The 13,834-nt window shown below is 71.0% G+C and carries 10 protein-coding genes; 6 read left to right on the plus strand and 4 right to left on the minus strand.

Annotated features, from left to right (window positions below):
* Window positions 1-2 precede the first annotated feature (2 nt).
* Window positions 3-1,394 carry a 2-oxoadipate dioxygenase/decarboxylase gene (gene hglS, locus G6048_RS02660; RefSeq protein WP_165337812.1) on the minus strand — a complete coding sequence of 464 codons (1,392 nt, stop codon included), beginning with the start codon at window positions 1,392-1,394 and terminating at the stop codon, window positions 3-5.
* Window positions 1,395-1,455: 61 nt separating this feature from the next.
* Complete coding sequence (locus G6048_RS02665; protein WP_165337765.1) at window positions 1,456-2,628, minus strand: NAD(P)/FAD-dependent oxidoreductase; 1,173 nt, start codon at window positions 2,626-2,628, stop codon at window positions 1,456-1,458.
* Between the two features lie 187 nt (window positions 2,629-2,815).
* Here G6048_RS02665 and G6048_RS02670 point away from each other — a divergent pair, with 187 nt between their 5' ends.
* Window positions 2,816-3,736 carry a LysR family transcriptional regulator gene (locus G6048_RS02670; protein WP_165337766.1) on the plus strand — a complete coding sequence of 307 codons (921 nt, stop codon included), beginning with the start codon at window positions 2,816-2,818 and terminating at the stop codon, window positions 3,734-3,736.
* Window positions 3,737-3,827: 91 nt separating this feature from the next.
* On the opposite strand, the gene G6048_RS02675 is transcribed toward G6048_RS02670, so the two are convergent.
* The gene (locus tag G6048_RS02675; protein ID WP_165337767.1) at window positions 3,828-4,763 is read right to left on the minus strand and encodes a LysR family transcriptional regulator; all 936 of its coding nucleotides are present in this window, start codon (window positions 4,761-4,763) and stop codon (window positions 3,828-3,830) included.
* 185 nt (window positions 4,764-4,948) lie between these two features.
* On the opposite strand from G6048_RS02675, the gene G6048_RS02680 reads away from it, so the two are divergent.
* The 3 genes from G6048_RS02680 (at window position 4,949) to G6048_RS02690 (ending at window position 10,521) form a co-directional block, all read left to right on the plus strand.
* Window positions 4,949-7,852 carry an FAD-binding and (Fe-S)-binding domain-containing protein gene (locus G6048_RS02680; RefSeq protein WP_165337768.1) on the plus strand — a complete coding sequence of 968 codons (2,904 nt, stop codon included), beginning with the start codon at window positions 4,949-4,951 and terminating at the stop codon, window positions 7,850-7,852.
* Window positions 7,853-7,883: 31 nt separating this feature from the next.
* Entirely contained in the window at window positions 7,884-9,029 is a 1,146-nt protein-coding gene (locus tag G6048_RS02685) for a Glu/Leu/Phe/Val family dehydrogenase (protein ID WP_165337769.1), read from the plus strand.
* A 226-nt stretch (window positions 9,030-9,255) separates the two neighbouring features.
* Window positions 9,256-10,521: an MFS transporter gene (locus G6048_RS02690; protein ID WP_165337770.1), complete on the plus strand. Its 1,266-nt coding sequence runs from the start codon at window positions 9,256-9,258 to the stop codon at window positions 10,519-10,521.
* A gap of 144 nt (window positions 10,522-10,665) precedes the next feature.
* On the opposite strand, the gene G6048_RS02695 is transcribed toward G6048_RS02690, so the two are convergent.
* Window positions 10,666-11,631 (minus strand): LysR family transcriptional regulator, encoded by a 966-nt coding sequence (locus G6048_RS02695; protein ID WP_328825651.1) that lies wholly within the window; start codon window positions 11,629-11,631, stop codon window positions 10,666-10,668.
* A gap of 122 nt (window positions 11,632-11,753) precedes the next feature.
* Here G6048_RS02695 and G6048_RS02700 point away from each other — a divergent pair, with 122 nt between their 5' ends.
* Complete coding sequence (locus tag G6048_RS02700) at window positions 11,754-12,734, plus strand: fumarylacetoacetate hydrolase family protein (protein ID WP_206341083.1); 981 nt, start codon at window positions 11,754-11,756, stop codon at window positions 12,732-12,734.
* The gene (locus G6048_RS02705; RefSeq protein WP_165337773.1) at window positions 12,731-13,702 is read left to right on the plus strand and encodes a cyclase family protein; all 972 of its coding nucleotides are present in this window, start codon (window positions 12,731-12,733) and stop codon (window positions 13,700-13,702) included. The genes G6048_RS02700 and G6048_RS02705 overlap by 4 nt, the downstream gene beginning before the upstream one ends.
* Window positions 13,703-13,834: the final 132 nt, after the last annotated feature.

The raw sequence follows: 13,834 nt of genomic DNA on the forward strand, positions 1-13,834 counted from the left end.
GTTCAGAGGGAAGAGGGGGTGAGGCCTAGCTGCTCGCTGACCTGCGCCAGGGAGGCGTTCTGCTGCTGGGCGTACAGGGCGTACGGGTCCAGTACGTCGCGTTCGATGGCGCCGGAGAGCCAAGCCGCGTCGTAGGCGGTGCCCTCTTGGTCGTTGTTGCGGGTGCCCTCGCCGCTCAGGTTGGACTGGAAGATGCCGGCGGCGGAGCGGGGCAGGAAGTCCTCGTAGACGATGGGTTCGGCGTGCGCCCAGCCCTGCCGCACCAACTCGCTGATGCCTGCAGGCGGCTTGCTGCCGTCCCGAGGGCGGTCGTCGGCGAGCTGGTAGGTGAAGTAGGCCAACTCATCGGCGGCGAGCTCCTGTTCGGTGCCGGGCATGTGGCGTTCCCACAGCGCGCGGGCGATGTCGCTGCGCGCTTCGCCCGGCTTCGCGGACGCCTGTTCGTCGATCTGGGCGAGGAGTTCGTCGTAGAGGGCGCGGCCCTCGCGGGTGAGGGCGATGCCGCGGGCCTCTACCTCGCCGAAGCGGACGCGGAGGGCGCCGCTGGTGACGGTGCCGTCGGGGGCGCGCATCGCGCGGGGTTCGGCGAGGGCGCGGAAGGAGGTCTGGCGCAGCAGGACGTCGGGGCCCTTCCAGGCCGGCGGGCCCTGGATGGTGTCGATCATCTCGATGCCGCGGTCCGTCATACGGCGGTAGAGGTCGTCGATGTCGAGGACGCGCGGGGTGAGGTGGTTGATGTGGGTGCTGCGTACGCCGCCGATGTCGGCGGCGACGGCCGAGATCCGCTCCAGGGTCTCGTACCACGCCTTGTCGACCGGCTCCGGCGACAACTCGAAGGCTTGCACGGCTAGTTGGAGGAGTCGCTCGGCGTCGTCCTCGGGCAGTTCGCGCTCGGCCGCCGCGCGGTCGGCCAGGGTGAGCAGCTCGGGCGGGAACAGTTCGCGGCGGGCGAGGAAGGCTTCCAGACGTGAGCGCAGGTCGGCGTCGAAGAAGCGGGGGTCGGCCGGGGTGAGCATGGAGGTGAACACCCGGAAGGGGTTACGTGCCAACTCCTCGCCGTCGACCGGGCGGAAGGCGGTGGAGATGACGGGTACGGCGCTGGCGGCGGCCTCGCGCAGATCGTAGAAGCCGACGGGGTGCATGCCCAAAGCGCCGAAGATGCGGGCCACTTGTTGGAGTTCCAGTGGTGTTCCGACCCTGATGGCGCCGTGCCGTTCGGCGGTCACGCGACTGATGGAGCCCAGGCGTTCAGCGTCGGCCCCCTGCTCGCGCAGGACGTCCTCGTTGACCTCGCGGGAGACGTCCACGAGCGTGGTGTAGGCGGGAACCTCCTGGCCGTACATCTGCGACAGTCGCGCCGCGAATGCGGCTCGCAGCTGCCACTGACTGATCATTGACATGGTCCGGGCCTTTCGATCGGAATTCACACCGCTCCGGATTCACACCACTCGGGGTTCACACCACGTGCGCTTCGGGGCGGATCTCGGCGCCGTGGCGGAACCGGTCGGCGCTGAGCGGGGAGATGTCGGTGAACGGCTCGCGCTCCAGGTACAGGTCGCGTACGACCTCGCCGACAGCGGGCGCCTGGAGGAATCCGTGGCCCGAAAACCCGGCTACGTAAAGGAAGTTGGACAGTTCACCGGAGCGGCCGATCAGTGCGTTGTGGTCGGGTGTGATCTCGTACAGGCCTGCCCAGCCGTCGACGGTTCTCATGTCGGCCAGTGCGGGGGCCCGTTCGCGGGCGACAGTGCGGAACAGCTCAAGCCATTCCGGGGTCCAGGTGGTGTCGAAGCCGTCCTTCTCGCCGGGGTCGGCCAGGCCGAACAGCAGGCCGTCGTCGCTGTTGTGGAAGTAGGCCGAGGACGAGAAGTCGATGGTGAACGGGATACGGGGCGCGGGCGGCGTGAGCGGTTCGGTGAACGCCAACTGCCGCCGTACGGGCCGGACCGGGAGATGGACGCCGGCCATGGCGCCGATCCGCCCCGACCAGGCTCCTGCCGCGCAGACGACGGTGCCGCAGGCGATGCGGCCCTGGCTGGTACGTACGCCGACGACCTGGTCCCCGGCCGTGTCGAGGCCGGTGACCGCGGTGTGCGTGGCGATGGTGACGCCGGCGCGGGCGGCGGCCTGCGCGTATCCGTTGACGACCAGGCCGGGGCGGCAGTGCCCGTCGGCGGGCGAGTACGCGGCGACCACGAGGCCGTCAGTGCTGACGTAGGGGCACAGCTTCTGCGCTTCCTCGGGGCCGATCATGCGGCTCGGCACGCCCAGGCCGTTCTGGATGGCGACGCTGGTCTCGAAGGCGGCGGCCTGCTGTTCGCTGGTGAGGAGGAAGAGGTAGCCGACGGTGTCGAGCTTGATGTCGGCGCCCGGGCGGTGGGGGAATTCCTGATAGGCGCGCAGGCTGCGGTTGCCCAGTTCGATGTTGAGGGGGTCGGAGAACTGGGCGCGGATGCCGCCGATCGGCTTGCCCGAGCTACCGCGGCCGAGGTCGTCGCGTTCGACGACGACGATGTCGCGCACGCCGGCCTCGGCGAGGTGGAACGCGATGCTCGCACCCATCACGCCGCCCCCGATGATCACCACATCGGCGGAGGTCGGAACGGTGCGGAAAGCGGAGGAGGACAACGGGCCACGCTCCCATCCATGAGCCGCCCTGCGGAACCTGGACGGGTTGTCCGTCCCGCGGGCGTCGGGGTCGTCAATACGGGGGTGCCGAGCGGCTTTCTGCCATCTGTGCTGTGCGTCATCGTGCAGCAACCCAACCGTTGACGTCTATCAACGGTTAATGCTTCTGATCTTTTACGATCCCTGAATGGACTGGACGAGTGCACAGCTGCGTTCGCTGGTGGAACTGACCAGGCGCGGCACCATCACCGCGGTTGCCGAGGCCCTGGGCTACACCCCCGGCGGGGTCTCGCAGCAGATCGCCGCGCTGGAGAAGGCCACCGGCATGCAATTGCTGCGGCGGGTGGGACGCCGCGTCGAACTCACCGACGCCGGGGCGACGTTGGCCCTGCACGCCGAACGCATCCTCACCACGGAGGCCGAGGCCGTCGAAGCGCTGGAACGCACCCGCAACGAGGTCTCCGGGACACTGCGGATCGGGCTCTTCGCGACGGCCGCCGCCGAGATCCTGCCGCCCGCCCTGCAGCAGATACGCGCGAGACATCCGGGCGTGACCGTGCGCAGCCGGGACATGGACGTGGACGAGGTGTACGACGCCGTCGCCGGCGGAGCGGTGGACCTGGCGCTGGGCCTGGACTACCCGGACGTGCCCATCCCGCGCGATCCGTCCCTGCGGGTGACGGAGCTGTCCCGGGAGCGCTTCTCGCTCGCGGTTCCCGCCGAGGCCATGCCGGGGCGGCGGAGGATCTCCCTCGCCGACACCAGGGAACGGGGATGGATCCTGCCGTCGGTCGGCAGCTACTACGGCCGGGCCGTGCTCACCGCCTGCCGCCGGGCCGGTTTCGAACCGCAGGTGCTGCACGAGGTGACGGACACGGCCGCCACTCTCGCCCTGGTCGAGGCCGGTGTCGGGGTGAATGTGGTGACGGATCTGATGCTGCGGCTGCGTCCGTCCCGTATCGATGTGCTGGAGCTGGAGGAGGTGATGGAGCGTCACATCGTGGTGGTGTTCCGGTCCTTCGCCGAGCACCGGCCGACGGTGGCCGCCCTGGTCGATGTGCTGCGAGCCTCGGCGGATCGGCTGCCGTCCGGAGCGGTTGAGGCGTAAGCAGCGGTGCCGGTCACGGCGTAAGCAGGCCGCACTGCGGCGGGGCCCGGCCAAGCCACGGACACCGGGCCGGCCGGGCCCGCCGTGAGCCCTACGCCGTCTGTTCGTCCTGCGCCGGATGTACGTACGGCTCCCCCACCGGTACTGCCCCGCGCAGCGAGTGGATCATCGTGCCGAGCAGCGGGTTGCTGTTCTCGCTGCGGTGCAGGGCCAGCACGCGGCGGAAGGCCGAGCGCTGGGCGAGACGGGTCGCCTCCACCGCGTCGCCGGGCGGGTCACCGGGCGAGTGGCCGAGGCCCGGCACGATCGCCACTCCGAGGCCGGCGGAGACCAACTCCCGTACGACGTCGTAGTTGTTGCTGCGAAAGGCGACCACGGCCTCGAAACCGGCCGCCGCACACAGCCGGGTGAGCGAGAGGGCACCGGCCGTTCCCTCCCTACTGGTGATCCAGCGAGTACGCGATAGCCCGGCCAGGCGTGAACTCAGGCCGCTGCCACGGGGCCTGAGCAGGACGAGATCCTCGCGTACGAGGTGATGGCGGGCCATTCCGCCCGGCCACTGACGGGGGCTGAGGCCGTACTCGTACACGAGCGCCACATCGAGATCGCCGTCGTTGAGCGCGTCGACGAGTTCGTCCGGCTCGCCCTCCTCGAGCTGGATCTGGGCTCGCGGGTGAGTCGCGGTCAGGGCCGACAGGGCCGCCGGTACGAGCCTGACGCCGGCGGTGGGGAAGCTGCCCAGCCTCAGTCTGCCCGTGGCGCCGGTGGCGAGCTCGTGCACCTGGTGGCCGAGGTCGTCCATGGCGGCCAGCACGGGGACGCTGAGGTCGACCAGCCGGTGTGCGGCCGCGGTGGCCCGGATGCCGTGCGCCTCCCGCTCGAAGAGGACGAGGCCTGTCTCCTTCTCCAGGGCTGAGATCTGCTGCGAGATCGCGGAGGCGGTGTAGCCGAGGTCGCGGGCCGCGATGACGAAGGAGCCGGTGCGTACGACGGCCCGCAAGGTGAGCAGATGCTGTGGCTTGAGCAAGATTCCTCCCGTCGGCATCAAGGACGACTGCCGGGGCCAGCGTAAGCAACGCTTGTCCTGCACCGTCATTACTCTCGCGCTGCTGGGTCTTGCGGGGTGGGCAGGTGTACGCAGATCGTGACGGGGGCGCGGTCGAGCGTGACCATCTGAGGATGAACCAACCTGAGCATGAGGGAGCCACCGCAGTGACGGCGACAGTGCAGGGCCCGGGGCGTCTCGACGCGGCGGCCGTGACCGAGGCGCTCGCCGAGGGCGACTGCGGGGAGGTGCAGGGTGATGCCGGGCGCCGGGCGCAGTACTCGGCCGACGCCTCCAACTACCGCCGGATTCCGCTGGCCGTGGTCTTCCCCCGCGAGCGCCGGCATGTGCTCAACGCGCTCGCCGTGTGCCGCCGCCTCGGCGTGCCGATCACCTCGCGCGGTGCGGGCACCAGCACCTCGGGGCAGGCCGTCGGTTCCGGTGTGGTTCTGGACTTCTCGCGTTACTTCAACCGTCTGCTCGCGCTGGATCCCATCGCGCGTACGGCGACCGTGCAGCCCGGCATCGTCCTGGACGAGCTGCAACGGGCCGCCGGCGAACACGGTCTGCTCTTCGGCGCGGATCCCTCGACGCACAGCCGCTGCACGCTCGGCGGCATGATCGGCAACAACGCGTGCGGCTCGCACTCGGTCGCCTGGGGACGCACCGCGGAGAACGTACTCGAACTCGAAGTGGTCACCTACCGCGGGACGGTGCTGCGACTCGGCGAGATGACGCAGGCGGAGATCGACGAAGCCATCGCCGCCGGGGGCGAACGCGGCCGGCTCATCGCGGCCCTGCACCGGCTGGCCGAGCGCAACATGGCAACCCTGCGCACCGAGTTGGGCCGGTTCCCCCGGCAGGTCTCGGGTTACGCACTCGAACACCTGCTGCCGGAGCGGCGGTTCAACCTCGCCCGCGCCCTGGTCGGCAGCGAAGGCACCCTCGCGGTCGTCCTCTCGGCCACAGTCCTCCTCGTAACTCCCCCTCCGAAACGGGCACTTGTCGTACTCGGCTACCAGGACGCCTGCGCCGCGGCCGACGCGGTACCCGCCCTCCTCGAGCACCAACTGCTGGCGCTGGAAGGGCTCGACCAGGCGCTGACCGACATCGTCACCCGCGCCGAGACCCGTAGGACGATCGACACCTTGCCGCGCGCGCAGGCGTGGCTGTTCGCCGAGTTCGGCGGGCAGGAGGACGAACTCCCCAAGCTGGCCCAGGAGTTCACCGCAGCCGCCGCCCGGGCCGCCGGGTTCACCGGCCACGAGGTCGTCACCGGTCCCGTACGCGCCCGGCAACTGTGGCGGATCCGGGAAGACGGAGCCGGTCTGGCCACGCGTACCCCCGACGGGGCAGAAGCCTGGCCTGGCTGGGAGGACGCCGCCGTGCCACCCGCCCAACTCGGCTCCTACCTACGGCAGTTCATCGACCTACTCGACCGCCACGACCTCCAGGGCGCCGTCTACGGGCACTTCGGTGAGGGCTGCCTGCACGTGCGCATCGACTTCGACTTCACCACCGAGCACGGCACCGCCGTCTTCCGCGCCTTCGTCACCGACGCCGCCGAACTCGTCGCCGCCCACGGCGGCTCCCTCTCGGGCGAACACGGTGACGGCCAGGCGCGCTCCGAGCTGCTGCCGTTGATGTACGGACCCGAAGTCATCACCCTGTTCGAGCAGTTCAAGGGCGTCTGGGATCCCGACAACGGCCTCAACCCCGGAATGATCGTCGCCCCCCTGCCCCTCGACGACAACCTCCGGGTCAGCCCGCACCGCACCCCTCTCCCCCTGACCACCGTCTTCCCCTTCCCCGCCGACGACGGCGACTTCGCCAAGGCCACCCGTCGCTGCGTCGGCGTCGGAAAGTGCCGCAGCGCCACCCCGCGCGGCGATGTCATGTGCCCCAGCTACCGCGTCACCCGCGACGAGAAGGACTCCACCCGGGGCCGGGCCCGCCTGCTGTACGAGATGACCCAGGGCGAGGTCATCACGGACGGCTGGCGGTCCGCCGAGGTGCGCGACGCGCTCGACCTGTGCCTGTCGTGCAAGGGATGCAGCGTCGACTGCCCGGTGGAGGTCGACATGGCCACGTACAAGTCCGAGTTCCTGCACCACCACTACCGACGACGCCTGCGGCCCGCGTCCCACTACTCCATGGGCTGGCTGCCGCTGCTGTCCCGCCTGGCCGCTCGTATGCCCCGGGTCGTCAACGGGCTCACCGCGTCCCGCCTCGCACCGGTCATCAAGCGGCTGGGCGGTATCGCCGCCGAACGCGAGGTGCCGCGCTTCGCCGATCGGACCTTTCTGAGCTGGTTCCGTACGCGTGCTCCCGAAGGCGACGGAGACCGCGGCCCGGTCATGCTCTGGGTGGACTCCTTCAACAACCACTTCACGCCCGAAGTCCTCATGGCCGGCGTGGCGGTTCTGGAACACGCCGGATACCGGGTCCAGGTCCCGGACGGCACCCAGTGCTGCGGGCTGACCTGGATCACCACCGGCCAACTGGGCATGGCCCGCCGTATCGCCCGCCGCACCGCCACCGCGCTCGCCCCGGCGACCCGCGAAGGCGTGCCGGTCGTGGGCCTGGAGCCGAGCTGTACCGCGGCGCTCAGAACCGACCTGCCCGAACTCCTCCACGGCGCCCCCGACGCGCAGGCCCTCGCCCGGTCCACCCGCACCCTCACCCTCGCCGAACTCCTCCTCCACCACACCGAGGGCTGGCAGCCGCCACGGATCGACGCCGCCTCCATCAGCCAGACCCACTGCCACCAGCACGCCACCAGCGGCTTCAGCGCCGACAGCGCACTGCTGGAAGCCATGGGCGTCGACAACACCGTGCTGAACTCCGGCTGTTGCGGGCTGGCGGGCAACTTCGGCTTCGAGCGCGGCCATTACGACGTCTCCGTGGCGGCCGGTGAGCAGGTTCTGCTGCCGGCGGTACGGGCGGCCGGCCCGGACACCGTCGTCCTGGCGGACGGCTTCAGCTGCCGGACGCAGATCGCCCAGCAGACGGAACGCAGCGGTACGCATCTCGCCGAGCTGATCGCACGCGCCCTGCGCGCGCAGCGTTAGGTCGCTTCTCTCCAGACAAGGAACCCGCACCGTGACTGACGCACTCTCCCTCGTCGACGACTGGGGCCCCGAGAAGATCGTCGTCGTCTCCCATCGCCGTACCGGAATGAAGGGCGTGCTGGTCATCGACAACACCGCCCGCGGTGTCGGCAAGGGCGGCACGCGGATGAGCCCGAACGTCTCCGTGGAGGAGATCGCCCGGCTGGCCCGTGTCATGACGTGGAAGTGGGCCGGAGTCGACCTGTTCTACGGCGGCGCCAAGGCCGGCATCGTCGCGGACCCGGCCTCCCCCGACAAGGAGGCGATCCTGCGCGCCTTCGCCCGCGCGCTCGCCAACGAGGTGCCCCGCGAGTACGTCATGGGCCTCGACATGGGCCTGACCGAGGACGACGCGGCCATCGTCCAGGACGAACTCGGCGACCGCGGCGCGGCGGTCGGCACCCCGGACCACCTCGGCGGAGTCGCCTACGACCAGCTCGGTGTCACCGGATTCGGAGTCGCCGAAGCCGCGGACGCCGCCGCCCAGCATCTCCAACTGCCGCTGAGCGGCGCCCGCGTGGCGCTCCAGGGCTTCGGAGCGGTGGGCCGCGCCGCAGCCGTACGGTTCGCCGAGCTCGGCGCCAGCGTCGTCGCCGTGTCGACCGCGCGGGGAGCCCTCCACGAGCCCACCGGCCTTGACGTTCCCGCGCTACGGGCGGCCCACGACGCGTACGGCGACGACTTCGTCACCCGCCACACCCAGGGCGTCGTCATCCCGCCCGGCCAGGAACTCACCGTCGACTGCGACATCCTCGTACCGGCCGCTCTCCAGGACGTCATCGACGAGAAGGCCGCCCACCAGATCAAGGCCAAGCTGGTGGTGGAGGGCGCCAACCTCCCCACTTCACCGCAGGCCCAGGCCGTCCTCGCCGAACGCGGGATCGCCGTCCTGCCCGACTTCGTCGCCAACGCCGGCGGCGTCGTGGCCGCCGCCTTCGCCATGGACGCCCGCTACTCCGGGTTCCGGCCCGAGACCCCCACCATCTTCGAGACGATCTCCAAGCGCCTGCGCGCCAACGCCGTCACCGTCCTCGAAGAAGCCGGGCGGCGCGCGACCACTCCGCACATCGCGGGGCGTGGGCTGGCGGAGGAGCGCGTCCGGGCCGCTATGCGGAGCAAGGGGCGGCTTCGTTCGTGAGCCGGTTCGTCGCCTATCGATGGCGTGGATGACGCGGATACGGGATTCGGATCGTGCGGAGGATGGCGGCGGGGTGACGTACGGCCCATAGTCGTGCCACCCGCACACCGCTGTCCGGATCAGCGCCCGGTGTGTGGCCTTCCCCGGTGTTCCGCGGCATGCCGTGCGTCGTCGTCGGCGCCCGTGAGGGCATGATCGCTCCCGTACACAGTCCCCTGGAGTCGCCATGCCCGCTCCCGTGCCACCGTCCCCCGCCGCGGTGGACGACACCGCTCCGTCACCCGTCGCCACCTCGGGCCCGGCTCATCTGCTGCGCCTGATCTTGCTGATGGCGGGCAGCTGTCTGCCGGTCCTGGGGGCGGTGCTGATCGCCCCGGTGCTGCCGAGGATGCAGGAGCACTTCGCCTCGACGCCGGGGGCGAAGGCGTTGGTGCCCCTCGCCTTGACCGTTCCGGCGCTGTCGCTGGCACTGCTGGCCCCGTTCGCCGGGGTGATCGTGGACCGGCTCGGCCGCAAGCGCCTGCTGATCGTGGCGACCGTCCTGTACGCCGTGTTCGGAACGGCGCCGCTCTGGCTGGACTCGCTGGGCGCGATCATCGCCAGCCGCGCCCTGGTCGGTGTCGCCGAGGCCGCCATCATGACCTGCTGCACCACACTGATCGGCGACTACTACAGCGGCCGGCAGCGGGTGAAGTACCTGGCGCTGCAGGCCGTGTGCACCTCCGCGTCGGCCACCGCCTTCTTCGTGGTCGGCGGCGCCGTCGGCGCGGCGGGCTGGCGCGTGCCCTTCTGGATCTACGCCGTGAGCCTGGTGATCGCCCCGCTGATGGTCGCCGCTCTGCCCAACCCGGCGGCCCGCGCGGCCACCCACGAGGCCCCGGCCGTGGTCATGACCGGTCGTCCGTTCCCCTGGCGGCCGCTGGCGGGGATCTGCGCCCTCACCTTCTTCGGAGCGATGGTCTTTTACACGGTCCCGGTGGAGATGGCGTACCTGCTCGACGACCTCGGTGTGGAGGACCCCGGCGTCATCGGTCTGGCCACGGCGATCGCGAGTGCCGCCACCGTGGCCGGAGCGCTCGTGTTCGCCCGGCTGAAGCGCTCCCCGGACGTGACGCTGCCCGCGGTCTTCGCGGTCTGTGGCGCCGGTTTCGGGGTGATGTTCCTCGCCGACAGCGCCCCCCTGCTGGTCGTCGGGGCGGTGGTCAACTGTCTGGGCACGGGCATGCTGCTGCCCGCCCTCCTCACCAGCGCCATGTCCCGCCTGGCGTTCGAGGACCGCGGCCGCGGTACGGGGCTGTGGACGTCGGCCTTCTTCGGCGGTGCGTTCGTCTGTCCGCTGGTGCTGCTCGCCCTGGAGCCTGCGGTCGGCGGTCTCGCGGGGGCGGTGGGCCTGCTCGGTGTGGCTGCCGCGGTGGTCGCGGCGGGGCTGTGGGGTGCCCTGCGCCGCGCGGGCGCCGCGCATCCCCGGCCGCTGCCGAAGCAGCCGGCCTGAGGCCGCGGAGCCGGCGGGCCGGGCCCGACGACGATGCCCCGGCCCCCGTCCCGCATCGCATGTCGGCCTCGCCGTCGTACCGGACGCACCGGGCGGCGGCGAGGCCCACATGTGCCGAACACCTGGCGGGTTTCCGGGCCGGGATCAGAGCAGGCCCGGCGCCCGCCCCGCACCCTGTACGACGGACACGCCATCGTCGGGGCCGTGGCCCTTCAGCGTCGCGCCCACCTCCGTCGCCTTCTGCCGCAGCCAGATGTGGGCCGCGTCCTGGGTGTGCACCGGGTGCCACCACATCGCCTCCTGCACCGGTACGGCTTCGAAGGGGCAGGGCAGGACCCGTACGGCGGCGGAGCGGACCGCCTTACGGGCCAGGCGCTCCTGGATCATCGCGATACGGCGGGTGCCTTCGACCATGTGGGGCAGCAGCTGGAAGGTCTGCACGGACACCTCCACCCGGGGGCTGATGCCGAGCATGCTGAGCTGGCGGGCGGCCGGGGCGTCGTAGGGGCGCTGGTAGACGGCCCAGGGCAGGCGGGCAAGGTGGTCGAGGGTGAGTTCGCCGCCGATCTCGGGGTGGTCGTCGGCGACCATGCACAGCCAGCGGTCCTGGTGGAGGTCGACGTAGGGGAAGCCGTCGATGACGCCGTGCGGCATCAGCAGTCCGTCGACCGTGCTCAGCAGGGCGGCGGTGTTCTCCTCGACGGAGGGTGCCGGGTGCTGGAAGGTGAGCCGGATACTGGGTGCCTCCTGGTGCAGGGCACGGGCGAGCGCGGCGCCGAACACGGCCGCGCCGTAGTCGGCGGCGAGCAGGGTGAACTCCCGGGTCTCCACGGCCGGTTCGAAGTCGGCCTGGCTGGAGAAGACGCGCTCCAGCAGGTCGCACGCGGTGGCGCTGCGGTCCCGCAGGGCCACACCGAGCGGTGTCAGCTCGTAGCTGTTGCCCGTGCGGGCGAGCAGTTCGTCGTCGAAGTGGCGGCGCAGCCGGGACAGCGCCGCGCTCATCGCGGGCTGGCTCAGTCCGACGCGCTCGCCGGCCCGGGTGACGTTGCGCTCCTCCAGCAGCGCGCGCAGGGCGAGGACCAGGTTGAGGTCGAGTCGGGACAGGTTCACCGGGCACCGCCTATGCGACTGAGAGCCATCCACGGCGTGGATTGAGCACATCCACAGGATTGATTTCCGCGATTGGCCGATGGGGGTCACAGTAGACCGCAACCCAGCAGGGAGGAAATTTGATGGCAATGCTCGCGCAACCTGCCGGCCCGTTCGCGCTCGGCACGTTCTCCGCTGCAGACGGAGTGCCGTTCCCCGGTCTCCTGGCCAGGGAACGGGTACTCGATCTGGGCGGAGCCCTGGACTGGGCACCTTCCGGACTGCGAGCCGTACTGGAACGGTGGGAGGAGACCCTCCCCGTCCTGCACTCCCTGGCGGACGACGACACGCTCGACTGGCGGCCGCTGGACGGCCTGCGTGTGCACGCCCCGCTGGAGCCCCGCCAGATCTTCCAGTCCGGCGCCAACTACCGCCAGCACGTGATCGACCTCGAGGTCGCCCACCGCTCCCCCGACGACCCGCGCACCGTCGAGGAGGCCCGCGCCGAGATCGCCGCGATCATGGACCGGCGGGCCGCCGAGGACCTGCCGTACGTGTTCATCGGCCTGCCCAGCACCGTCGCCGGTCCGTACGACGATGTCGTCCTCCCCTCCTGGGCGAAGAAGCCGGACTGGGAGCTGGAGTTGGCGGCCGTCATCGCCAGGCCCGCCTACCGGGTCTCCGTCGAGGAGGCCCTGGAGTACGTCGCCGGCTACACGATCGCCAATGACCTCACCGACCGCGCCACCGTCTTCCGCCGGGACATGCCCGCCATCGGCACCGACTGGCTGCGCTGCAAGAACGCCCCGGGCTTCACCCCGCTCGGGCCCTGGATCGTGCCCGCAGAGTCCATCGCCGACCCGGGTGACCTGCGGGTCACGCTGAAGCTGAACGGCGAGACCATGCAGGACGAGTCCACCAAGGACATGCTCTTCGGCGTCGCGCGGCTGGTGTCGTACATCTCGCAGTCGGCCCAACTCCTGCCCGGCGACCTGGTGTTGACGGGGTCCCCGGCCGGCAATGGCATCCACTGGGGGCGGCTGCTGCGCGACGGCGACGTCATGGAGGGTTCGATCACCGGTCTGGGTGTGCAGCGCACCCGCTGTGTGGAGGAGAAGTCGTGAGCCTGGACCGCCACGACCCGGAGGGCGCGATCGCCGAGGCCGCCAAGGCGTGCTCGAACTGGGGGCGTTGGGGTGAGGACGACGTGCTCGGCACGCTGAACTTCCTCGACGAGGCCAAGCGGCGCGAAGGCGCGGCGCTGGTGCGCCGGGGCGTGAGCTTCTCGCTGTCGCAGCGGTTCGACATGAACGGCCCGCAGAAGGGCTGGCGCCGGCGGACCAACCCGGTGCACACCATGCTCGACACCGGCACCGACGCCGTCCTCGGCAATCAGGGCTTCCCGCACGGTATCGGCGGCGCGGACGACGTGATCGCGATGCCGCTGCAGTGCTCCACCCAGTGGGACGGGCTCGGGCACATCTTCGACCACGGCAAGGCGTGGAACGGACGCGACGCCGAGAAGGTCGTCACCTCCGCCGGCGACCTGGTCACCGGGATCGAGCACATGGCCCCGTACGTGGCCGGTCGCGGCGTCCTGCTGGATGTGGCCCGGGCCATCGGCGACGACGACGGTGAACCGGAGCTGCCCGACGGTTTCGCGATCACTGCGGATCACCTGACCGCGACCGCCGAGGCCCACGGCGTGAGCGTCGGCCGCGGCGACATCGTGCTCGTCCGCACCGGGCGCCTCGCCCGCGCCCGGCGGGAGGGCTGGGGCGACTACGCGGGCGGCCCCGCGCCCGGCCTGTCGTTCACCACCGCCGGCTGGCTGCACCGTACCGAGATCGCCGCGATCGCCACCGACACGTGGGGGTTCGAGGTACGGCCGAACGAGTTCGACAACGCCTTCCAGCCGCTGCACCAGGTCGTCATCCCCAACATGGGCCTGCTGATCGGCGAGATGTGGGACCTCGACGCCCTCGCCGCGGACTGCGCCGACGACGGCGTGTACGAGTTCTGGCTCACCGCCGCTCCCCTGCCCATCACCGGCGCCGTCGGCTCCCCGGTCAATCCCATGGCCGTCAAGTAGCCCGCGCAGTCGCCGGGCCCGCATCGAGCGGACCGCCGAGGTCCGGCGCTGTACCCGGCGCCCCGAAGGGGCGCCGGGACTGCGCGACCAGCCACAGACAGCCCGCAGCTTTCGTACCGCACTCTCAGCGGA

The sequence above is a fragment of the Streptomyces ureilyticus genome, assembly GCF_011045025.1.
Classification (GTDB): domain Bacteria; phylum Actinomycetota; class Actinomycetes; order Streptomycetales; family Streptomycetaceae; genus Streptomyces; species Streptomyces ureilyticus.